This is a genomic window from bacterium (assembly GCA_022616075.1).
Taxonomy (GTDB): Bacteria; Acidobacteriota; HRBIN11; order JAKEFK01; family JAKEFK01; genus JAKEFK01.
The window spans coordinates 1-20,800 of the sequence record JAKEFK010000191.1 but is presented as its reverse complement, the minus strand read 5'-3'; the positions used below and the strand labels follow the sequence as shown (position 1 = coordinate 20,800).

19 protein-coding genes are annotated in these 20,800 nt (G+C 47.5%); 6 read left to right on the top strand and 13 right to left on the bottom strand.

All coding sequences use genetic code 11. The features are described 5' to 3' along the window. Window positions 1-160: 160 nt before the first annotated feature. The 9 genes from L0156_15285 to L0156_15245 form a co-directional block, all read right to left on the bottom strand. Window positions 161-955, bottom strand: coding sequence for an AAA family ATPase (locus L0156_15285; GenBank protein ID MCI0604359.1), 795 nt, complete (start codon window positions 953-955; stop codon window positions 161-163). Continuing rightward, the gene (locus L0156_15280) at window positions 956-1,696 is read right to left on the bottom strand and encodes a hypothetical protein (protein MCI0604358.1); all 741 of its coding nucleotides are present in this window, start codon (window positions 1,694-1,696) and stop codon (window positions 956-958) included. Then, window positions 1,697-5,095, bottom strand: a complete 3,399-nt coding sequence (locus tag L0156_15275) for a hypothetical protein (GenBank protein ID MCI0604357.1) — start codon at window positions 5,093-5,095, stop codon at window positions 1,697-1,699. 17 nt (window positions 5,096-5,112) lie between these two features. After that, entirely contained in the window at window positions 5,113-5,670 is a 558-nt protein-coding gene (locus tag L0156_15270; GenBank protein MCI0604356.1) for a hypothetical protein, read from the bottom strand. Further along, entirely contained in the window at window positions 5,667-6,797 is a 1,131-nt protein-coding gene (locus tag L0156_15265) for a prepilin-type N-terminal cleavage/methylation domain-containing protein (GenBank protein MCI0604355.1), read from the bottom strand. Before L0156_15265 ends, L0156_15270 begins: the two co-directional genes overlap by 4 nt. Further along, window positions 6,773-7,378: a prepilin-type N-terminal cleavage/methylation domain-containing protein gene (locus L0156_15260; protein ID MCI0604354.1), complete on the bottom strand. Its 606-nt coding sequence runs from the start codon at window positions 7,376-7,378 to the stop codon at window positions 6,773-6,775. Before L0156_15260 ends, L0156_15265 begins: the two co-directional genes overlap by 25 nt. After that, the gene (locus L0156_15255) at window positions 7,362-7,787 is read right to left on the bottom strand and encodes a prepilin-type N-terminal cleavage/methylation domain-containing protein (GenBank protein MCI0604353.1); all 426 of its coding nucleotides are present in this window, start codon (window positions 7,785-7,787) and stop codon (window positions 7,362-7,364) included. The genes L0156_15260 and L0156_15255 overlap by 17 nt, the downstream gene beginning before the upstream one ends. A gap of 6 nt (window positions 7,788-7,793) precedes the next feature. Next, on the bottom strand, window positions 7,794-9,317 hold the full coding sequence (locus tag L0156_15250; GenBank protein MCI0604352.1) for a hypothetical protein: 1,524 nt from the start codon (window positions 9,315-9,317) through the stop codon (window positions 7,794-7,796). Between the two features lie 749 nt (window positions 9,318-10,066). Further along, window positions 10,067-11,089 (bottom strand): serine/threonine protein kinase, encoded by a 1,023-nt coding sequence (locus tag L0156_15245; GenBank protein MCI0604351.1) that lies wholly within the window; start codon window positions 11,087-11,089, stop codon window positions 10,067-10,069. Window positions 11,090-11,221: 132 nt separating this feature from the next. Between L0156_15245 and L0156_15240 the strand changes: the two genes are divergently transcribed. After that, a complete protein-coding gene (locus L0156_15240; protein ID MCI0604350.1) occupies window positions 11,222-12,874 on the top strand; it encodes a sigma 54-interacting transcriptional regulator in 1,653 nt (550 codons plus the stop codon). Between the two features lie 96 nt (window positions 12,875-12,970). Here L0156_15240 and L0156_15235 read toward each other — a convergent pair whose 3' ends face one another. Next, complete coding sequence (locus L0156_15235) at window positions 12,971-13,234, bottom strand: helix-turn-helix domain-containing protein (GenBank protein MCI0604349.1); 264 nt, start codon at window positions 13,232-13,234, stop codon at window positions 12,971-12,973. Between the two features lie 44 nt (window positions 13,235-13,278). Here L0156_15235 and L0156_15230 point away from each other — a divergent pair, with 44 nt between their 5' ends. From L0156_15230 to L0156_15210, 5 genes are all read left to right on the top strand, one after another. Further along, window positions 13,279-13,419: a hypothetical protein gene (locus tag L0156_15230; GenBank protein MCI0604348.1), complete on the top strand. Its 141-nt coding sequence runs from the start codon at window positions 13,279-13,281 to the stop codon at window positions 13,417-13,419. Window positions 13,420-13,435: 16 nt separating this feature from the next. After that, window positions 13,436-14,635, top strand: a complete 1,200-nt coding sequence (locus tag L0156_15225) for a tyrosine-type recombinase/integrase (GenBank protein ID MCI0604347.1) — start codon at window positions 13,436-13,438, stop codon at window positions 14,633-14,635. A 725-nt stretch (window positions 14,636-15,360) separates the two neighbouring features. Beyond that, window positions 15,361-15,690 (top strand): hypothetical protein, encoded by a 330-nt coding sequence (locus L0156_15220; GenBank protein ID MCI0604346.1) that lies wholly within the window; start codon window positions 15,361-15,363, stop codon window positions 15,688-15,690. A 90-nt stretch (window positions 15,691-15,780) separates the two neighbouring features. Continuing rightward, complete coding sequence (locus tag L0156_15215; GenBank protein ID MCI0604345.1) at window positions 15,781-16,059, top strand: DUF433 domain-containing protein; 279 nt, start codon at window positions 15,781-15,783, stop codon at window positions 16,057-16,059. Window positions 16,060-16,104: 45 nt separating this feature from the next. Next, window positions 16,105-16,434: a DUF5615 family PIN-like protein gene (locus L0156_15210; GenBank protein ID MCI0604344.1), complete on the top strand. Its 330-nt coding sequence runs from the start codon at window positions 16,105-16,107 to the stop codon at window positions 16,432-16,434. A 54-nt stretch (window positions 16,435-16,488) separates the two neighbouring features. Here L0156_15210 and L0156_15205 read toward each other — a convergent pair whose 3' ends face one another. From L0156_15205 to L0156_15195, 3 genes are all read right to left on the bottom strand, one after another. Next, window positions 16,489-18,549 (bottom strand): serine/threonine-protein kinase, encoded by a 2,061-nt coding sequence (locus L0156_15205; GenBank protein MCI0604343.1) that lies wholly within the window; start codon window positions 18,547-18,549, stop codon window positions 16,489-16,491. Window positions 18,550-19,452: 903 nt separating this feature from the next. Beyond that, complete coding sequence (locus L0156_15200; protein MCI0604342.1) at window positions 19,453-20,124, bottom strand: transposase; 672 nt, start codon at window positions 20,122-20,124, stop codon at window positions 19,453-19,455. A 409-nt stretch (window positions 20,125-20,533) separates the two neighbouring features. After that, window positions 20,534-20,800: tyrosine-type recombinase/integrase (locus tag L0156_15195; GenBank protein ID MCI0604341.1), on the bottom strand; the 267-nt coding region annotated here is incomplete at its 5' end.

Here is a 20,800-nt window from a genome sequence, read left to right as displayed (position 1 = left end):
ACCAGTAGCCGTAAAAGCTAAAGGCCAGCTCTCGTCAAGCCTCCGGAAACCATTAAGCTTGTCGAGGCCTTTTAAGCGATATGAGGGTAGAAAAGTAAATGGTGAAAGTCTCGATTTGTAGATGTGGACATATCAAAATAAATATGGTGCGGTTACGATTTCAGGTTCTGACGAAATTCCGAAGAGATGAATACCGTGACGCTGGGGTGGCCCTGCCCAGAGCCCAATGGCGTTGCAGCTTCGATACCTGTTGCTCCTGCGTGCGGCTCAAGGGAACGGTCCTTCGAACCCCTTCCAACAGCAAAGAGGTTGTCATCTCTTGGCCTTTTGATATTGCATGGATCACGCTGGAGTTGACCACTTGCTCAATTTCGGCGCCACTCCATCCGCGCGTTGCCATTACAAGAGCACGCATGTCAAATTCGTTTGGTGGCAGGTGAACCTTCCGCAGATGAATTTCAAAAATGCTTTTGCGCTCTTCATCGCTTGGCAGGTCGACATAAAAAATCTCATCAAATCGGCCGCGCCTGATGAGTTCTGCCGGCAAAGCCTCAATTCTGTTTGCGGTTGTAGCAACAAAAAGATACTTTGGCTTTTCTTCAAGCCATGTCAAAAACTCCGAAAAAATTCTACTGTTGGATCCTCCTGGTCCAGTACTTCCGCCTGCATGTTCATCAAGAGATAAACACTTCTCGATCTCATCAATCCACAAGATTACCGGCGCAAGTTCTTCTGCCATTCTCAGGCACTTGAAGAATCTTTCCTCCGGGCTGCGATTTCCAGAAAAAATGTTACCCATTCTCAAGCGGAAAAGTGGCGTTTCCCATGCGGCCGAGATCGCTTTAATGGCCAGCGACTTTCCGCAACCGCTGATGCCCATCATCAGCAGTCCTTTTGGAACGTTCGCGCGGTCAGCAAATTTCTTATCACAGAAGAACGGTTTACGCTCCGTCAACTAATCTTTAACGTTGTCCAACCCGCCAACATCCTTCAGAGTCAGACGAGGTGGGATGAACTCAAGAAAACCTTCCTCCTTAACTACCTGTTCCTTATACCGGTAAAGTTCCTCCAAAAGCTCTTGTTCACCGCAACCATTCAAATTGATGAATGTGTTGAACAGGTGTCGAATTGCGGGTTCTTTGAAGCCTCGCAGGGCGAGAGATAGTTTTGTGGCCAGGGCATTGCTCAGCTTGCGGTGATGACGGGAAAATTCATCCACCATAGACTCGATTTCTCCGGCATCCGGGCCTGGAAAATCCAGCGTTACCACTTCGCGCCTGAGCTCCTGCGGAATCTCTCCGGCAGGCGAAACGAAGAAAATGAACTTCTTCGGGTCGCTCAAATTTTCCTGGTAAAAATTTCTTAAGGTGCGGGCGATATCGGGTTTTTGGAGAAATGGAGTCGCATCATACAGCAGAAACATTCCGCAACCGGTGTAGGAATGGATGAATCTCAGAGTAGCAGACGGCGACTTCGCCTGATCTCCGGTTGGAAGTTCTGCTTTTCGTTGATGACCATTCCATCCTGATGCAATATCCCAGCTGGCGAATAGGTAATCGCTATTTGTGAACCATTCGGTGGCAATCGTCGCGAGGCACTTCTTAACGCGGTTCTCTTCGGTCGTTCTGATGAAGAACAGCGGATGTCCGCCACGCAAGTATCGCAGGATCTGTTTGGTTGCGCTTCGGGTTTCCATTCACTTCCTGATCTTTGTGGATTCCTTCCAATTGACCTGCGTCCCTTGCAGCCGATTTCGAAACAAAGTATGTCCGACAGTGGCGTAGTAAAGCCCATCAGTTGCCTGGATGTTGTTATACAGTTCAATGGTAACTACATCGATGACACTGCTCTTCATATCGATTTGCGGATTGACGTTGAACGTGGCTGATGTTGTTTCTCTGCCGACCGGATAGATTTCATTAAGTTTATCGCTATCATCTACGATACCGTTTCCATCGACATCCACGTTCGGGACAGGGTCGCCTTTGGTATTTACGAATTGAGGATTCAGCTTCTCACTCACATACCAGGTGATGGATCGCCCGCCGTACGTGCATTGAGTATCCTTTACCGGATTGGTTGTCGCGAAGGTTACGCCATCCGCAAGACTCATGACTGGATTGATGCCACGATGTCCTAAGGGTAACGCAATTTTGTAACCGGTCTTGTTCGACTCCTGTTGTGTGCTCAGCGTAACGTATTTCGTGTTTTCAGTATCAGGATCGTTGTCATCGTACTCGCCAAGCGTTGAATCGTATTGGGTGAGATCGTCCAACGCAACTGTTTGCCCGATGTCACGAAATGCGAAGAAGTATTCCTGCGGTGGCGGATCCTCATTCATGTCAGCATCGGTTAGAAGTTTACCGGTAGTGCCGTAATAGTAGCGCTGACCTTCAACTCTCGACATTCGGATTGGTGCCGTGATTGGCCTGCCTAAATCTGCGATGGAGCGTGAGACGGACCACTTCGAAAAATCGGAACCCGGAGTTTTGACTTCTATCAGTTCACCCTTATAAGTCCCGACAACAAGGCTATCCATTGTGCCGTCATCATTCGCATCCTGCGCATAGACTGATGTTGTGCCGTTGCCGAGTTGATCGGAGACTTGCAGCGTCTTCAGAATGTTGCCTTTCAAGTCAAATGCAACGATCTGCGCTGTAGACCCATTCGAATCTGCCTTGTTGTTGTAGCCGCTACCGCCAACGAAAGCGAAAATCTCGCCTGCAGTATTGTCTTTTAGTCGCGCTGATATAACCGGGGAGAAGCTGTTTCCAAGTGCGGGATCCGATACTTCAAACATGAATTGAATATTGTTTGGGTCGGTGATATCCAAAGCAAAGTAGACTTGTCCTCCTTGTGCCATGCCGGCGATAAGAACAGTTTTCCATTCAGCATCCGTGTCATCATAAACATCAAAGGCTTGAAGAGGTCCGGCAACATATGCGGTGCGCGTATAGCCAGGCTTCGGAAAATCCTTCAGTCCTTGCAAGGCTGCCTTTGGGATGAAGCTGTAAAGCTGTTGCCCCGTATTGTAGTTAAGAATGTGGAGTTGACCGTCTCCCGTTTCCACAGCGACCATAGGAGTCCGGTTCTTGTTCGCAGAGGCGAAATCTCTATAACATTTCTTCTCGCCATTTTTCTCGAAGCATTCCTCCATGCCGCTTCGTGGAGGACCGATGACCAGTGGAGAGGTAAAGATTTCTCCAAGAGGCCACGGAGATACTTGAGTACTTCCTTCCAGGAATGATCTGTCTCTCATCCCACTGATTTGTTCACCACGAATGTACTTGATCGCGTTTTGGATGTCAGTCGTGGTTGGCCATGAAGAGTTCCAGTTGGGGCCATAAGGATCGCTTGGATTGTCAGATGATAGATCACTTACCAAGGTGCTGTTTGTTGGCGTGAAATCCGCGGCCGTTCTACCATCAAGCGTTGATTGAACTTTCAATGACGCAATATCGGCCGATCTTAAAATGCTTCCGAATTCCCACAGAACGTCATCGCTTGGCGGAGGCAAAATGAGCTGCTCACCTGCGTCCGGTTTTATTCTGTACAGCTTCGCCGTGTATGCAGCCATATCTGTTATCGGAACTAGCCATTCGCTTCGGATTGCCAAAAAAGTGGAACATGTGCCTCCAAAACTTGGCAACGTGGTCTCTACATCTTGTGTGCCTGTGCCCATATCGCTTACAACTTGATTGATGATGCTCTCCACCGAACCCCAACGTGTCGCGATGTAATCGTTATTAGGAGGTGTTACGCCTGGAGGCATATCTTTTGCGACGCGCTGCATGAATTTACAAAATTTGTCCCCGCTTAAGCAGGTCGTCGGACTATCTCCGTATACAGCTGAGCTTCCCATATAAATCGTATTGATGGGTGCTTTCGGATATACGGTTCGGAAGTAATAAGCTGCATCATCTGCAATCCAATTATTGGTTATGGCTTCAGGACAATGCCCCAGGGCGTTGTAATCGGGAAATGTCGGATCATGGCCCCCATCTCCATCAAAGTCTGACGGTTCCCCGGAATATGGAAATGTTGCCTGCTTGGAAGGAATGCGGCAATCATTCCAGTTTTGCCCATCGCCAAGCAGCAAAACACTGAACGGCGAATCAGGATCGCCCGGGTAATCGAGGGGACTGCACGCGAGCCCTCCGGAGCAGTATGTTGACCCAGGAATGTTGTAAGACGGTCCGTTCGATAACCACCGGAGCATTTCCGCAAAGCCATTCGCCATCGGTGTAGAACCTGAAGCACCAAGGTTCTCCAGTCTTGCGAGTTTCGTGCTTAACGGATCGTCAGCCGTAAAGATCACTCCTGCAAAACATCGTCCGTTTGCATCGCACCATTTCGGATAAGTCACGAGGCTTTGTCGAAGCGTCGGCCGGCTCTTTAAGGAGTCCTTAACAATCCATTTTGCTACGATTATGTTTACCGGCGCCGGTGTAACCAGAGCGGTGTTCGGACCGTCGATATCATAACCACGCTGTTCGTTGATCCACCGGCCGTAACATTTTCCGGGAGTACTTCCCCAACAGTCGTTTCCCGGCGGTGTTAGATCTGGATCGGGCTTTTGCAAAGGAAGAACCCATGACTGTTTCTTCACCCAGGCTCCAGTAAAGAACATGTTGCCATCTCCGTTTGGATTAAACATTCCTGTGGTTCGAAGCGTGGAGATTTGCGCAGGCGTGAGTCCTTCCTGGGCCAGATCGGTGTCAGCAGTGCCATATGAAAGATTTGTGACAATTTCGAGTGGAACCTGAAATTGTGCCATGCCCTGCGTTCCGACCATATGGAAGACGTGAGAGGCCCATTTGTTCCACCAAAAATTCTCGATGCCTTTTCCTCCGTTGTACGTTGTCGGATCCGGACCGTTGATGCTTGGGTCCTGCGCGTAATCAACGTGCATGCTTCCGCTTTTGTCCATGTAGAAGATCAAATTAGGCCGATAGTTCTTTCCTCCACCTCCACATTTGGTGGCATAAAACGGCGGCACTTGTGAGAGTGGTATTGCCTCGTATGCAAGAGCGGCAACGGTCATGCAAAGTTGACCAACCAATGCAAACTTCCAGGCAGATCTTAAAACCTCCATGCTTACTCCTTTCCGGTTCAGTAGTAGAAGCTCCTTGAAAATTGCTGCTTTCGCTCAACCTGTGTATTGATGCCTGTCTGCGTCCGCGCAACGATTACGTATGTGTGCCTCCGCCAGCAGCTATTGCTATAGCCATCGTTCGAAATACAGTTGCTTGCTGCAGAAATGCCAAGCGGCACGATCAGATATTGAGCGGCATCCGAACTGTTGATCTCGCCATCGCCGTTTTCATCGATCTTGTAAAACTGATCGGCCGACAACTTTGAAAGTTCTTCCTCTGATTTATTGGTGATTTGCTTGTAGCAATTTGTGCAATCAGTGACCCAGTCAGCATCAAGTTCGGGCGGATCGTTAAGAGAGTCCAGCCATATCTTTGCCAGAACAATCGTTGCGTCTGCACGATCGGATGCGACTGAATAATTCGTTTGGGCCTGCACCTGTTTCCGGTGCGAACGCGAGCTCTTGTATAAGAACGTCGCAATAAGGGTAATCAGCAGCACCACGATCAAGACAACGATGAGTGCGTTGCCTTTCTGGTTAACAGTTACAGTTCCAAATCGGAATTCAGCCTTCATAAATTCTTGATGTCAACATCGACTACAGACAATGTGCGCTTCCGGTTATCGTTAAATTTCAGGATTTTTCTTCCGACCACGTAGTTTTGACTTTCTTTGCTCACTGGAATCTGATCACCCGCGACAAGAATCCAAAAGCGAAGAAGTCTCGTATCCTTGAACTCCGCTACTTCCTGGAGCGGCGTGGCGTCTACAGTTCCATCGCCGTCCGAGTCATCGTTTTCATCAATGATTCCATTCGCATCTGTGTCGATTTGCACCGTAATATGGCCAGCACACGGAAGACATTTGTCCCAATCCGGATCAGATTGTGTGCAAACAGATCCGGGCTCTTCAAAGTTGCCAGGGCGGTATCTGCAGTTGGGATCCTCATCGGAGTTATCTGCACACCAAACCGGTGCGTCATCTTCATCGAAGTACGTTGGCTTGTAATAGAAGGCTACATCGAAGCCCTCAATGCCTGAACCGATGATGCGGTCAAACTCCGAGCCATCCGAATGTGTGGTCTTTAAATGCAGCTCACCATTGTTCAAAGTAAATTGATGAAGCTGAGCAACTTCACCGATGTATTGCCCCTTGCGGAGCCAGTATGCGGTGTCATTTGTAACGACCGTTATTTTTGCATCATCGGCAGCTCCATTCTTTGGAATCACCGGAAGAGTCTCATCCTTTGCTATCAGAGGGACCTTATCATCGGAAAGAATCGTGAGCGGAATCTCCTCACGATCATAGAACGAGGATTTCAGGCCGGCTGTATTCTGCACATCGATTTCCGTAGACTGCATCGTTCCCAGAAACAGGTCATGATCCGCAACGTAACTGTAGTAACCAGAATTGAGCATGAGCGCCAGGGAATTCTCTTTTGCTTCGATGATGACTGGCGCGTCTGCAGGCACGCCAAGTCCCGCATGATACAAGTAATAACGCATCTGGTCTTCTACAACTCGTGTGCGGTCAAGGGAGATCACACTGCTTGAAGTTTTCATTGCAGTTTCTGAAACGTCGGAATAAAGCCGGTACGCCATGAGAAGAACAATCAGCAGAATCGCTGTGGCAACGAGAACTCCAAGCAATGTGAAACCCTGTTGCAGCGAGTTGCGCTTTATCCCAATGGTGCAAGAGTCCATGTTTTCCCCTCTTCTGAATAACGGTAGACGTCCGAATCACCGGAATCATAAACGCGCACACAAACGGTCTGGTATACCGGAGCGTTTGGAAAATTGAGCCCCATGACTCTCTGCTCTTCTAATCCTGAGGCATCGATGAAAAAGATGTCGGTGTTTTTAATGATCGTTGGTAACCGGAGCTCTTCAGTGCCATTGATATAAATCCGTCTTTTCCAATCATCCGGTATGGAGGTTGGATCGGTGAGTACTACATCAGTTGCGAAAGTTCGCGTCTCAATCACTTCCTCCCCGGCTTGCCAACCATCCGCAGGATCATCGTCTTCCACATAGATCGTGTAGCCATCTGACTTCACTTGCACTGCGAATTTTTCTGAACGGCTTTTTGAGATTTCGACAGCTTCACGAACGTCAAACGAGATCTGACGAGCTGTATAAAGCAGCGTCTTCTGATTCCTTCTGGCCATGCCAAGAAGGCCTGTCGCCATACTTAGAATGATTCCAATCAGAGCGAGCGTAACGAGAACCTCAATTACGGACATCCCGCGGTAGAGTGTGTGAACAAGGTTATTCTTTGAAGTCATATTGAAAGACTCTCCCGACATAGGTTCTGGATTTGATGGGCTTGTGTGTTAAGTAGGGAACCAGATCAATCCGCTTCACTTTAATTCGCTCGTTGCCGCTTTCTTCTTCTGTAATCGTCCAATCGATCGTAACTTTCCAACCCTTTGATGTTGTTCTTTCCACACTGTGCAGTCCGGCCTTGGCATCCAGATCCGCATCGTTGAAGTCAAGAGATTTAAGTCTGTTGAGCTCCGATTCGGCCAGGTCTTTCAGCAGCGCGTGCTGCCGGGAAAGCTTCAGACTGAGCAGGTCAACTGCTACCAGATTGAGAATTCCTGCGAGCAAAGCCATTAGAATTGCAAGAGAAACGATCAGCTCAATCAAACTGAAACCATTCTTGTTTTTGCGTGAGGTTGTGGAATTTGTCATCCTCAATTACCTCAGCGGAAGTTGCATTGTTGTCCAGCCAGTGACAGGCTTGCCGCTGTTGGATGCAGGCTCAAACTCGAGTTGTGAAACTGCAGCGTGGTAGAAGTTCCATTGCTCATCGGTGACATAAATCCACTGCACGTTTTTTACTATGCCGTTTTCAGATACAAGCAGGCGCACAGTAGCCATGGAATTATTGATCCTTTCTTTTAACGGATCGGGGATTGAACTTCGAACGATCTTCGCTGGTGTGCTATGCAATGTTGATGTGACGACGCGTGTCTTGGCCATCGGCGCAACTGTCGCTTGCAAGGCAGGTTGAGAACCGCCATCAGAGAAGGCAAAAAAGCAAACCGCACCAAGCAGAGCGAAAGCTCCAGCAGCGACAGATTTCATCGACTGAAATCTTGATGTCAGCTCCGAAATGATGGATGTATCACTTTGGCGAATTGCACGTAGCGCTTGCGCTGCAACTGACTCAGCAAAGTGTTCCGGGGCAATCTGGTGCATTTGAGACGTGGGACGCACTTCCTTTCCGCTAGTGACGAACATCTCTTGCACGGCGATATAGGCATCTTTGCGGCTGACACCTGCAGCAAAAAGCGACGGTTGCAAATATCGTAGCCAGCCGATGATCTTCTCAGATGAAATATTTCTTGCGAGTTCTTTCAGATCCCGCATCGTTTCCCTGTTCGGCAGGGCGAAGAAGGCCATCAATCTTTCTGATGGATCCGGAACAAAAGAAAGGAAATGGCTGAAGTAATCAGCTGCAATCGCGGGAACGTCTGAACTCGAAGCCTGCCCGCGTGACGCACGCGCAGTAGGTACTGGAATAATCCCCACTTTGCCATGCTCAGTGATCACCACCGTGTCGGATGAGATGACAACTGGAATTCTTTTCCTGGAGGCCAGAATCATTTCCGATGCCGTTCGATAAAGAATGTGACAGAAAATGCTGTTTGGAATCCGAAGTTGTTCTTGTTGCAAAGTATCAAATGCATGCTTAAGAGAGATGTGATTGTAATATCCGGCTGAGATAGCAGGCAGCCAGATGTCAGAGTTTACGTATCGGATCTGGTTGCCACATGTCGCGCATACAATGCATCTTTCCCTGGATGGCCAATCCTCAGAGATCGATGTCTCGCACTGCGCACACACAAGCTCTCCCGAATCTCCTTTCGGCATGTACCGAAGTCCGGATAACTTCTTCCCGAAATTCTTGACACGGAGTTCTTCATGAAACTGAAGTTTCTTTAAATCTCGAAGCTTACTGCCAGCTTCGATGAAAAGGTCGTATTCGGAAGTTCCAGGCAGAACCGATGGAAGCAAATACGTTATGATCGCCGGCTCACGTGTGGAGAGATTGTCCGCAAGAGCAACCTCAGCAATATCTGTCCTTAAGAGTACGCCGCTTACGTGCCAGGAATCGATCATAGAAATTCTAGGGTTCAAGAACTTCTCATTCTGCGAGAAACCCGGTATCACGTAATTACTCAATTCAATTGTTTTCAATTGTGAAATTCCTCGCATGGCGAAAATCTCATTGCAACAGCCATGCCAGGTGTGAGGTTAGAGGGATTGAATTATTGATTTCGACGAAGCGCGGAAGGTTGCGTTTACGAAAGACCCCTAGCTGCCTGTTAAAATCAGCACAGAGGCATATAAAGGCTTAGAATGCACATCCATATTTATAGATGGCGGGTTTGATTTGGCTCGTGTTGAAGACTCACAGGAGTCGGAAATTGTTGGACTACTGTGGAAATCGTTTCGACTTCGGAGAATATCATTGGGATCTCGCCTTTCGGCAAATCACTTTTACTTTAAAAGAGTGTACATCGGAGTCTTTAGTGCTCTGGCGAGTTTGTAAAGGGTAGGCAAGGATGGAAGGTCCGGCTGTGAAACCATCTCCAGACGCTGCCAATACTTGTAGGTTATTCCAGCCCGCTCGGCTGCTTCTTCTTGCGATAAGTGCAGACTTTTCCTTCGGGCTTTGAGATTCTTGGCCAGGATCGCTTTAATTCTCTTGACATCACCCATCCACACCGATTATGCAAATGGATACCTTTGAGGTACACTCAGGGAGAGGTATGCAAGGATTCAAGAGCGACGCCCCGCAACTACAAGAGAAAGATCGTCCTACACGAGAGAAGACCGCAGAAAGTAACAATTCACAAGAAGAATTTGAAGAGTTCATTAGACGCAAGGGCGGACCCAACAAGATTGGCTCACGCGAGATCGAAGAATGGATTGGAAACAAGCATCGCAGGGAATAGCAGCTTTCAGCTTCTCTGCTCAACCAATGCAGACGCATAGCGTGCGTTTACCGGCTCCTCCAGAAGAAAACGGTTCAGATCATCAGAAAGCGCCCTGGCTGAGTCGTACCTTCTTTCCTGTTCTTTCTCGAGACATTTTAGAACGATCATCTCCAGTTTGGCTGGAACGTTTGTTCTCTTTAAGACCGTACAGATGTCGTGCCGTTCGTAAGGAGGTGTACCAACAAGCAGTTCATAAAGAGTTACGCCAAGGGCGTATGTGTCGGTTCGACTGTCAATTTTTTCGGTTTCACCTCTTGCTTGTTCTGGAGACATATACAGAGGGCTTCCAATGATCGTGCCTGGTCTGGTTAATTCCAATGCATCCAGAACCCGTGCGAATCCGAAATCGATGATCCGTGCTATCAGTTCGTCAGTTTCAGTACGTTCAACCATGATATTGGATGGCTTAACATCGCGGTGCACGATGCCGGCGAGATGAGCTGCATGCAAGCCATTCGCGACGTCTCGCATGATTTGTGTCTTTTCTCTCAAGCTAAGTTTTTTCTGAATCTGCTTCAGTGTACCTCCGTTGATGTACTGCATGACAATGTATGCCTGGCCCTGGATTTCACCGGCCTCATAAATGGCACAGACATTGGGGTGCTGAACGCGGGCCTGTGCGCGTGCTTCTCTGATAAGGCGCTCTCTCAGTTCCATATCTTCTGTTTTCAGAAGCTTCACAGCAACATACCTGCGAAGTACTGGATCAAATGCTGTGAACACTCGCCCAGTCGCGCCTTCACCCAGAAATACTGGCTGCTCATACCGGCCGAACCAAACTCCGTGGACGGGTTTACTTTCAACCTCCTGAGTAGCGGCCTGAACAGCAACATCCGGCTCGACGCAATCGTCTTCCGTCGACTCACAGACTTCTGCGAGAAGACTTTCAAGCTGGTCTTCGCCGAGTATATTCATCAGATCTTCAAGTCCAACGATACCCCTTTGAATCGCAAGTCCCCAGACCTTCCTGTTGATTTCACTATGCATATCAAATCAAAATCACTTCAAACATATATATCGAAATCGAAAGCAAATTACCGCCACTGTAGCGATTTGTGGGTAAACAGATCCCCCCTACTGTTGCATTTTTGAGATGGCTGGCTATAATGTCACGGCGTTATGATAAAAGCAAGCCCCTTATTTAAAGAAAAGTGCTCCGAAATCGTTCAAGCGGAGATCGCCCTGAATGAACATTTGGGTTCCGAGGATTTACCTTACCATGTCATTGAGAGGGTCCGGGATCTTATGGAGGCAGAATACGCAAGCTTTGTGCTTCAGGAAAACCGTGTCGTTAAGTATTCAGCCTCTACTGACGGGGCTTGGAATCAGCGAAAGCCTTCCCATACTGTCATTCAAGAGGCTTTGGCAAATGGTTATGCATTGAGAAATCCTAGCGATCCATCCACTGCGACCGAATCGCAGATATCGCAGAACATCCGTTCTTGCATTGCGGTCCGAATCGATATTGCAGGCTCTGTTCGCGGTGCCGTTTACTGTGATATCAGAACTAAGAAAAAGGAGTTTTCCCAGGCGGATGTTGAACTCTTATCGCAGATTTGCCGCTTCTTTTCGATATATTTCTTTTCCTTCTCACTGTTGGAATCGAGTAGGGATCTTTTTGAAGAAAACGCACAGACCTTAACCGACAAAATCAATGAACATGCGGGATTGAATCGTATCATTGGGGTATCACACGCCATGGTTCAACTGCGAGAGGAAATCGCGCACGCCGCCCGGCACAATTGGCCGGTCTTGATTCAAGGAGACACCGGTACCGGTAAAGAATTGGTGGCACGTGCTATCCACTATTTATCTGAACGCGCCCGTAAACCTTTAGTTGTTGTGAATTGTGCCGCTCTAAACCCTGGACTGATCGAGGCAGAATTATTCGGTGTCAAAAAAGGTGCGTATACGGGGGCGGAGTACCGCAAGGGCCGAATCCAATCTGCGGATGGCGGCACACTTTTTCTTGATGAAGTGGGAGAGTTACCCTATGACGTTCAAGCCAAGCTTCTGCGAGCGGTTGAGTTCAACGAAGTGCAGATGCTTGGAACCGATGAGCTGGTTGAGAACGTCGACTTCAGACTGATCACAGCTACAAACCGCAATCTGCACCAGATGGTGAAGGAAGGAAAGTTCCGTCTTGACTTCTTGGAACGGATCCGTGTTAAACGAATATGGGTTGCGCCGCTCAAAGATCGAAGACAGGACATTCCACTATTGGCCGAGTTTTACTCCCATCCGAAACAGATTAGCAAAGAGGCAATCGATTATTTGAAGGATTTGGATTACCCAGGCAACGTTCGACGTCTGAAGACAATCGTTATCATGGCGAGAGACCACTGCTCAGGCGTTCAGATTGAAAAGAAGGATCTGCAGGACATTGTTTACAGTCTGGATGAGGAATATCCGGCTGAGTGCCGGGAGGCCGTTCCAGCAGATGAGGAAGCAGTGGAGAATTTAGACTGGTACAGATTCCGGAGAAAGTCTCAGAGAGCAGTGCGGGAGTACACGTTGGTTCGAAAAACGGATCATCTCAGTTTCGATGAACTGATACTCCGGCTGACACCGGAATGGAAATCTGACGTAATCGAATTGCGCGACAAGTTAACGTCACTTTACGAAAAATGCGGAAAGAGCTGGTTTAAAGTGGCCCGCGAAATTTTCAATTTAGAAAAGAGCGAGAAGAGCAATTTCGTGGCGTGGATCTACATACTTCAGGGGAAGGGAATATTACCGAAAACCAAGCGCGAGAAAGTCGCGGTTTCTTGAGTTAGCATCTGTGATTGTGCGCCAACAATTGGTTATTTTTCCGAGATCAGTCGAAAATTCTTCAGCCGCGGTGGGAATCTTTTCGACCTTTTAGGATTATGCAACTTCCTTGCTTCTGCATTTCTCAGCAAATGATTCTAATTCATCTCTGTGAATCAATATTGGTTTGCTGAGAAATTTGTGGGGGTTGAAGGGATGCGGGACCTTCGCCGCTTTAATCACGCCCGTCTTCACATAATCTCGAACCGTCCAGGAAGAAAGACTTAGCAGTGCTCCCGCTTCCTCGAGATTGTAAAGCAACTTTTTGCCGAAGTCTTGGATCGGCTCTTCTCTTTGTTTTTGAGATTTCCTTCTAGACATTTGTTTCTTTCAGAATGCAAGTACTGGGCCAAACACGGTGTGAAATGCTGGCCATTCATGGTGGGGTGGATTTTGACGGCATGAATTTCGCACAAGAATCCCGCACATATGTCACGAAGCCAAAAAGCAGTTGCGCAGTTCTTGATACCGGTGTATATATCGCTTATGCCGAAGGGGAAAAATAAACGGGGAAAATAGGAGATGCCAAAAATATCAGAAGGACTTTTTCGACGTAGCTACAAAGACAAGCAGACTGGCGAATGGAAGCACGTTAAGACTTACACGATGCGCTATATCTGCAAGCCCGGTTGCATCGATCATTCAGAGGGAAAAAAACAGCATCGGGAAAATACGGGAAAAGATACACTACAAGAAGCAAAAGTAGTCCGCGATATCCGACTTGGAAAAGTTGCTGAAGGGCGGTCGGTTAATTCAGCAGAAATTACGATGGGCGAACTTCTGCAAAATGTTCTCAACTGGACTCAGGTCCACCGAAAGACTTCAACCTACCGTGAATATAAAGACATAATAGATTTGCACCTCAAATATTTCTTGTCATTTCGGGCGATTGATCTTTGCAGAAATCCAGGAATCATTACCAAATTTATCGCAAAGATGAAACAGCCCGGCGCGAAAAATGAAAAGCAGAGTTACAGCGCATCACGAATCAATGCGATGCTTCAGGTGATCACACGTGCGTTTTCATTAGCAAAAAACAGATTGAGTGAACAACCGTTGATTGAAAAACTTAAAACTGGAGACAATTCAAGGAAAGGACACTTCAAACCTGAAGAGCTTGAAAGCCTTTACAAGCACTTACCCGAAGATATCCTCCGGATGATCCACGTATTTGAAATCACCGGATGGCGATCCTGGTCAGAAATCGCTTCGCGAAAACGACACCATGTTGATTGGAAATCTGGCGAACTGATCCTTGAACCAGGTGAAGCGAAGAATTCTGAGCCGCGCATATTTCCGCTCATTGGCGAACTTCATGCAATCCTCGAAGAACAGGAACGAGTTACTAAGGAATTAGAAAAGAAGCTGGGCCGAATTATTCCTTGGCTCTTTCATCACAATGGTGAACCGTTCGCAAAATTCTACGAAGCGCGCGGATACTGGAAGCCGACAAGGTACTTCCGAGACTCATGGAGTGCGGCATGTAAAGCGGCAGGGCTCGCTAATCGGCTTCGTCATGATTTCAGGAGAACTGCCATCCGCCACTTTGGTGAAATGGGGATTGGCGATGATGAAGGTATGGCGCTATCGGGTCATAAGTCTCACGCTGTCTACGCAAAGTACAAAGCGATTGGAAGGGAAGATATTCATCGTGCGGCAAAAAAGCTGGAAGGAAAATCTTCCAGCTCAGCCTTGGCAAAGTCCGGGAATACGACAGAATAACCGACTGGCATTCGCAAGGGATATTATGTCCAATGACCTCTGGGATTCCAGCTCATTGTAAATTCCAATGGCCTTTGGCACCTTCAGTGCAACTTGGATGCGATTCGGATTTTCGAGCGGACGCATTTTTTAAGCCGGTAAAAGCCCACGACCCAGACGTTCAATAAGGTCCGTACGGACCATAGAGTAGAGTTCAGGGGATGGATGCCACTTTTGAGGGCTTCGCTTGTTGTCAGAATTCCGTTTTTTGTCGAAAGACAGAAGGGCTTGCTCAATTGCTCGCGAATGCTTCTTTTTCGATATGTGGATAAAAGACCTTATAGTTATTCTTAACTACAGGTAAATTTATCCATGATCTCAAACTAAATTGATCCAGAATTTGCCCTGGACAAGCGTGGTTCAAAGGAACTCAAATCGCTAAAGATATCCACCGCGAAAAAAGGAAGGAAAGTATTTTTCTAGCCCAGTTATAGCACAGTCGGAGAAGACGACCTAATAGATTCAATAACTTACGGCGGCTGACACCAGACTTTCACTTTGGTAACAGCAATACTTAAGCCCCATCTCGACGAGCGGTCACTCGATTTTGAATGCCCGACACCAAACTGAAAGTTTGGTAACGTTGACGTGCCGCAATTATTTGCACAAGGTGAGAAATAGCTCGGCATGAAACTTGCGATGTCTGGCAAGAATAGTGAAATATTGCGATAGGAGGATTCAACATAATGAAAAAGAATGGCCGAAGACGGACAGCAAAAATAACACCCGAGCTCGCATCGATCCTAGAAAAGCAAGAACAATTGTTTGTTGAAAGATTCGGAAGAGAGATGGGGCCAAATGATCTCATTTTCTTTAATCTGGATCCTGAAGAGGTAAAAAGACAGGTTATTGAAGCAATGGAAAAGACGGGAATAGCGCCTGAATTGATTTATGCGTTCAGGAAGACCGGTCGGATTCTTAGAAAAAAGGACAGAAAAAGCCTGACAAGAGAGGAATTGAAAGAATGGGACGACGCTATCAACGAGTACTTCGAGATCGAAAAGAACGTACATTGAGTTCCGATAAGAGTAGAAATAAGTGAAGATTCTTGGCGGTGAGTTTGCGAGGGACGGCAAAGTGTTTTACACTTTGAAGCGAGGCGATGCATGGCAACTGTTACGACAGGTTATGAGCATGTGGTTCTGAACGAGGATAACGTTCCGATCATCAAGGGGACTACGATGAAAGTCACCGAGCTTGTTCAGGAGACAATTGCCTACGGCTGGAGTCCCGAGGAGTTGAAATTTCAGCATCCTTATCTTTCTATGGGACAGATTTATTCTGCACTCGCATACTACGCTGATCATCAAGACGAATTGCGCCAGGATATCGATCAGCGGGTTGCAAAAGCGGATGAGGCACGTCGGAAAAATGGCGTCAACTGACGCCTCCCGGTAAAAGCTCGCAATAGGATGCCCGTTCCACTTTACATGGATATTCACGTTCCCCGAGCAATCGCATTAGGTCTTCGTCTACGTGGAGTTGATGTGATTCTTGCTCAGGAAAACGATGCACCGGAGCTATCAGATCCAGAACTCTTGAATCGAAGTACATCTATGGGGCGGGCATTATTCACGTTCGATGATGATCTTCTTGGAGTGGCCAGCGATCGGATTCGTCAGAAGATTCCATTTGCCGGTCTCATTTTTGCCCATCCTTGGAGAATTACGATAGGAAGTTGCGTTGAAGACTTGGAATTAATATCCAAAGTGTACGAAGCAAAAAATCTCATGAACTGCGTCGTCTTCTTGCCCTTATGAAATAAACAGAGTCTCGCTGATTCGAGTCCATTACGGCTCACTCCTACCCATACATTACTTCAGCAAGCGACTCACTTGAATTACCATTGAATCTTGAGCGTCTACTTCTTGCGCCTTCCCCAGGAGTGCTTTGGCCTCTTCAGTTTGTCCAAGATCGTGCAGGCAGGCAGCGGCCAGTGCAAGTAAGTACGCCTCTCGCGGCGCGATGGCGAGCGCTTTATTGAAGTATTCGATCGCTTTCCTGGTGTTGCCACTTCTGGCCTGTGCTTCTCCTGCTTGAGCGTATGCTTTCCAATACTTCGGGTCCATTCGCATTGCAGATTCAAAGCAGCTCATCGCCTCTTCTAATTGATCGAGAGCCAGTAAATTGATTCCTTTATTTGATTGCGCTTCCGCCCAATCCGGTCGGAGTAAAATCGCGCGATTGCATGTGCGAATCCCTTCTTCGAAACGCTTCAACCGATAATAAACGCTCCCTAAGTTCGCCCACGCTTCCGGATAATCCGGTCTGATGGTTACGGCTTTTTCAATGTGCACAGCGGCTTCTTCAAAATTTTTCAGATTTCCAAGACAGACTCCAATATTGTTGTATGCCTCCGCATCTTTAGCATCAATCTTAATTACTTCTTCAAACCACCGAATTGCTTCCTGATATTTTCCAAGCTCCATAAAAGAAAACCCTTGCAGCAGTTGTCGATTCTTTTCATCAATAGGAGGGATGCCGACGGATACTTTTTTCGGCTGGTCACCGGTAATTTCGAGCAGCGCTTCCTCCAGTTTTGCAAAGGAGGCGTACCTGTGGGCCGGATCTTTCATTAAGCAGCGATTCACGATCTCTTCGAACTGCGGTGTGAGATCAGGATTCAAACTTCTAACCGGAGGAGGTACAACTCTGACGTGCTGTTGGAATATTTGGTGTCCGTGAAACGGCCGTTGTCCGGTCAGCATTTCGAAAAGAACGATGCCGAATGAATAAATATCTGCTCTGATGTCCACGCCTGGCTGATCGAGAATGGCTTCCGGGGCAAGGTAAGCAGGGGTTCCTACGCACACGCCCGCGCCGGTAGCATATTGATTTGAAAGCGTTAAGGTTTCATCGGGACCGAACGGTACACCCGAACGGCGGCTATGCGCTTCTGCAAATTCTGCTTGAATCTTGCTGAGTCCAAAATCTGTAATCTTTACCACTCCGTCATGACTGATCATGATATTTCCCGGCTTAACATCCCGGTGAAGCAGTCCATGGTTTTCGTATGCATAACGAATTCCGCTGCAAAATTGCAAAGCCACATCCAGAACTTCCTTCACGCCCATTCTTTTTTGTGAAAGATGCTCTGCAAGAGACATTCCATCTACGAATTCCAGCCAGATATAAGGCTTTGCTTCAATCTGTTGAACCACCATCGCGTGAACAAGATTTGGATGCTTGCCAAGGCGCACCCAATTCAATGCCTCTCGCTCGAATCGTTGAATGGCGTTCGTATCCCACAGATAGCGGGCTTGAAACGTCTTGAATGCCATCCTGAGAATGATGTTGTCCTTTAAACTTTCCAGGTCTTCCGCAATATAGACAAGCCCCATACCCCCTTTACACACATCCAAAATCAAGTATTTTTTCCCGAAGATTTCTCCCGGAGAATGCTCACCCGGATCTATTTTGGGTTCATGCTGAACAACGTGAATGTTACTTTCGGTTATGGCGCTGTCATTTTCGGATATATCGGTTCGATCGGGTGCGGTTTCCGATCCCTCCCATGCCTTCGTGACAAACCACGTTTCACAATTATGCAATTGGCCATAGCTGTCGACAAAGCCGGCTATCACGAGCGGAGCATTGTCTAATGATGGACCGTCCAGAAAGCGGAACTGCCGCTTTGCAAGTCCTTTTGTATTGGATCGGAAAAGCGTGCTTTTGATTTGATGCAGTCTGGAAATATCATTCAATTCAATTGCAATGCAATAATATTCCCAGTTTGGTCCAACATCGCCATCGCTCAAAAGGCTTTCAAAAAGTAAATTACGGCCCAGGATACGGAGGAGAATCCTGTAAGCACTGTAACCATATGCCCCGCCTCCCAGTTCCTCTATATTGAACAAGACTCCGAGTTTCGCCATGCCAGATTCTTAAGAACACTTTACTACTAAATACGATTTGCACGCATGCGGCCCGGAGATGGAAAGATTCTTCGATATGACCGAATTTATTGAGGATTCTCGAACATTCCACCGCAATTTAAGTGCAGGATCATCCCGGCATTTGCTGCAAGAACAGTTTTTTCAGCGCATTGGATACAAATCCAACAATAACATGAGTTACATTTCATTGCAGTTCCCAGGAAATCCATTCCACAAAATGATCTGATCGCTTTCCTGATCACCTTTGAATAAATCCGATTGAAACTATGTGCATTCCCCGGTAACCTATAGTCTAAGAGAGGGGGCGATGCACGAAGCGGCTGGTGCGAGAATATTTTCTCTGCGCAATGGTTCCGAACGTTCCTGGGCCAGCGTTCGCATTGATTCTCATTTTTAGGGCAATATGGATTTGGAACGACCTGAGAAATTCCAAACGCTTTGAGAAACCCAGGCGGTCGCAGGAGTTCTTGATTTAAGCGACTGGAGTTTTGAAAGGGAAGAGTATTGTTTAGATATCCGGGCCGCGCTTATCGTAATAGGACTTCGTGTGGTGCGGAAAAGTGAGAAAGAAGTCGAGAGATCAAAATAAGTCTAGGAAGGCAAAGAGGTCAATGAATTGAGGAATAAGCCGCCACACAGGTCCTGGTTGAACTTAGCGCCGTCGATATGGATTTGGCATTGTGGGTCGGTGAGTAATTGAGAATGCGATGGTGGCAGACAATTCCGGAAGGTTGGAGTGATCTGGCAAAGTGAATGACTTGCTGGGAATGAAAGCGGAGAGTTTTGAGCGTTTTGTTGATGTTTTGGATAGACCACAAGCATGGCAAAGCTGCAACGGCTTTGCGTGAATTTTAAGATAATCAAACAACGAGTGGGCGGTGATCATGGTGGCCTAGTTTCACAAACTTTGATTCTGGGAATTTCACCGATGTATTGCATCGGGCTTTTACAATGAGGACAGGCAAGAGTGCGCGGATAGGCCAAAGTTATTTGATTTTTCTCTTTTTGCGTTTTGGCTAATCCGACGATTTGTTTTGCTTTTTGTAGAAGATCGCTGCGACGTGTAGAAAACAATCCGTAGGTTCGCACTTTGATAAACCGATGCGGAAGGACATGCTGCAGAAAACGGTGGATGAATTGATGGACAGTAAGAACGGCGGTGCGTTCCTGTTTGGTTTTTGAATCCTTGAATAGGAAAGTGACGTTTCCCCCTTGTAGTTTAATGATCCTGCGATTGCTGATAGCAACTCGAAAGATGTAAGGAGCAAGATATCGAAGCGCGGCCTGTCCGGAGCCAACTGCTAGAACATCAACGACCCACCGCTTCTTAGGTAAGCGGACATTGACATGCAGCTTTGCTTTCTTGAGTGCGTGCAAGAATTTTCCGGCAAAGACATCAGAGAGTGCTCGTTGTGCCACCAGATATGGATAGCGAAGCCGGTGCCAGTGCTTTCCATCGCTGGAAAGGGCTCCACCGGTAACGAGCATATGAACGTGCGGATGGTAGCCCAGATCGCGCGTCCAGGTCTGCAAAACGCTCAAGATGCCAACCATCAAGACGCCAGGGACTTTCCATCAATTCGAGCACTGTATTTGCTGCGCTCTTGATCAGAATGTTGTAAACCGTTTTTTGGTGACTGCGAGCCAGTTGGCGAAGTTCTGCTGGTAAGGTAAAGGTCACCAGAAAGTACGGGACATTTAGCAGCAGTTGTTGCTGCTTTTCTACCCATGCATCGGATTGTTCGTTTTGACAGCGCGGACAATAACGGCTTTTGCAAGAGTGATAGCTATAGCAATCCTTATTGCACTTGCTGCAGTAGTAAACATGACCTCCGAGTGCGGCCGTTCGACAGGATTCGATGGCAGCCATCGCCTTCTTATGCGAAGGCAACATCTTCGCGCCAAACCTGGCACGATACGAAGGTCCGTGGAGCCGGAAGATCTCGGCCAGCGTGATCTTGTCCTACAGGCCCTCCATAAGTTTATCGATGATTTTGCGCGCATTCTGTTGCGAAATCTCCGTCAGGTGCGTATAAACGGCAGTAGTCTTGGGCGAGGTGTGTCCCAGATATTCCTGTATCTGACGCAGGTGTACTCCCGCTTCCAATAAGTGGGTCGCGTAGGAATGCCGCAACGTATCAACATAATGCTCATCCATTGTCATTTGGCCGAATCTATTATCGGTACCATCCTGTTTTCGGCCAGGAAGTCGAAATCCTACACCGATTTC

Excerpts from the sequence above, each read along its gene's own strand:
- L0156_15280 (MCI0604358.1), bottom strand. The coding sequence starts at position 1,696 with ATGGAAACCCGAAGCGCAACCAAACAGATCCTGCGATACTTGCGTGGC.
- L0156_15275 (MCI0604357.1), bottom strand. The coding sequence starts at position 5,095 with ATGGAGGTTTTAAGATCTGCCTGGAAGTTTGCATTGGTTGGTCAACTT.
- L0156_15270 (MCI0604356.1), bottom strand. The coding sequence starts at position 5,670 with ATGAAGGCTGAATTCCGATTTGGAACTGTAACTGTTAACCAGAAAGGC.
- L0156_15265 (MCI0604355.1), bottom strand. The coding sequence starts at position 6,797 with ATGGACTCTTGCACCATTGGGATAAAGCGCAACTCGCTGCAACAGGGT.
- L0156_15260 (MCI0604354.1), bottom strand. The coding sequence starts at position 7,378 with ATGACTTCAAAGAATAACCTTGTTCACACACTCTACCGCGGGATGTCC.
- L0156_15255 (MCI0604353.1), bottom strand. The coding sequence starts at position 7,787 with ATGACAAATTCCACAACCTCACGCAAAAACAAGAATGGTTTCAGTTTG.
- L0156_15250 (MCI0604352.1), bottom strand. The coding sequence starts at position 9,317 with ATGCGAGGAATTTCACAATTGAAAACAATTGAATTGAGTAATTACGTG.
- L0156_15245 (MCI0604351.1), bottom strand. The coding sequence starts at position 11,089 with ATGCATAGTGAAATCAACAGGAAGGTCTGGGGACTTGCGATTCAAAGG.
- L0156_15240 (MCI0604350.1), top strand. The coding sequence starts at position 11,222 with ATGATAAAAGCAAGCCCCTTATTTAAAGAAAAGTGCTCCGAAATCGTT.
- L0156_15235 (MCI0604349.1), bottom strand. The coding sequence starts at position 13,234 with ATGTCTAGAAGGAAATCTCAAAAACAAAGAGAAGAGCCGATCCAAGAC.
- L0156_15230 (MCI0604348.1), top strand. The coding sequence starts at position 13,279 with ATGCTGGCCATTCATGGTGGGGTGGATTTTGACGGCATGAATTTCGCA.
- L0156_15225 (MCI0604347.1), top strand. The coding sequence starts at position 13,436 with ATGCCAAAAATATCAGAAGGACTTTTTCGACGTAGCTACAAAGACAAG.
- L0156_15220 (MCI0604346.1), top strand. The coding sequence starts at position 15,361 with ATGAAAAAGAATGGCCGAAGACGGACAGCAAAAATAACACCCGAGCTC.
- L0156_15215 (MCI0604345.1), top strand. The coding sequence starts at position 15,781 with ATGGCAACTGTTACGACAGGTTATGAGCATGTGGTTCTGAACGAGGAT.
- L0156_15210 (MCI0604344.1), top strand. The coding sequence starts at position 16,105 with ATGGATATTCACGTTCCCCGAGCAATCGCATTAGGTCTTCGTCTACGT.
- L0156_15205 (MCI0604343.1), bottom strand. The coding sequence starts at position 18,549 with ATGGCGAAACTCGGAGTCTTGTTCAATATAGAGGAACTGGGAGGCGGG.
- L0156_15200 (MCI0604342.1), bottom strand. The coding sequence starts at position 20,124 with ATGGTTGGCATCTTGAGCGTTTTGCAGACCTGGACGCGCGATCTGGGC.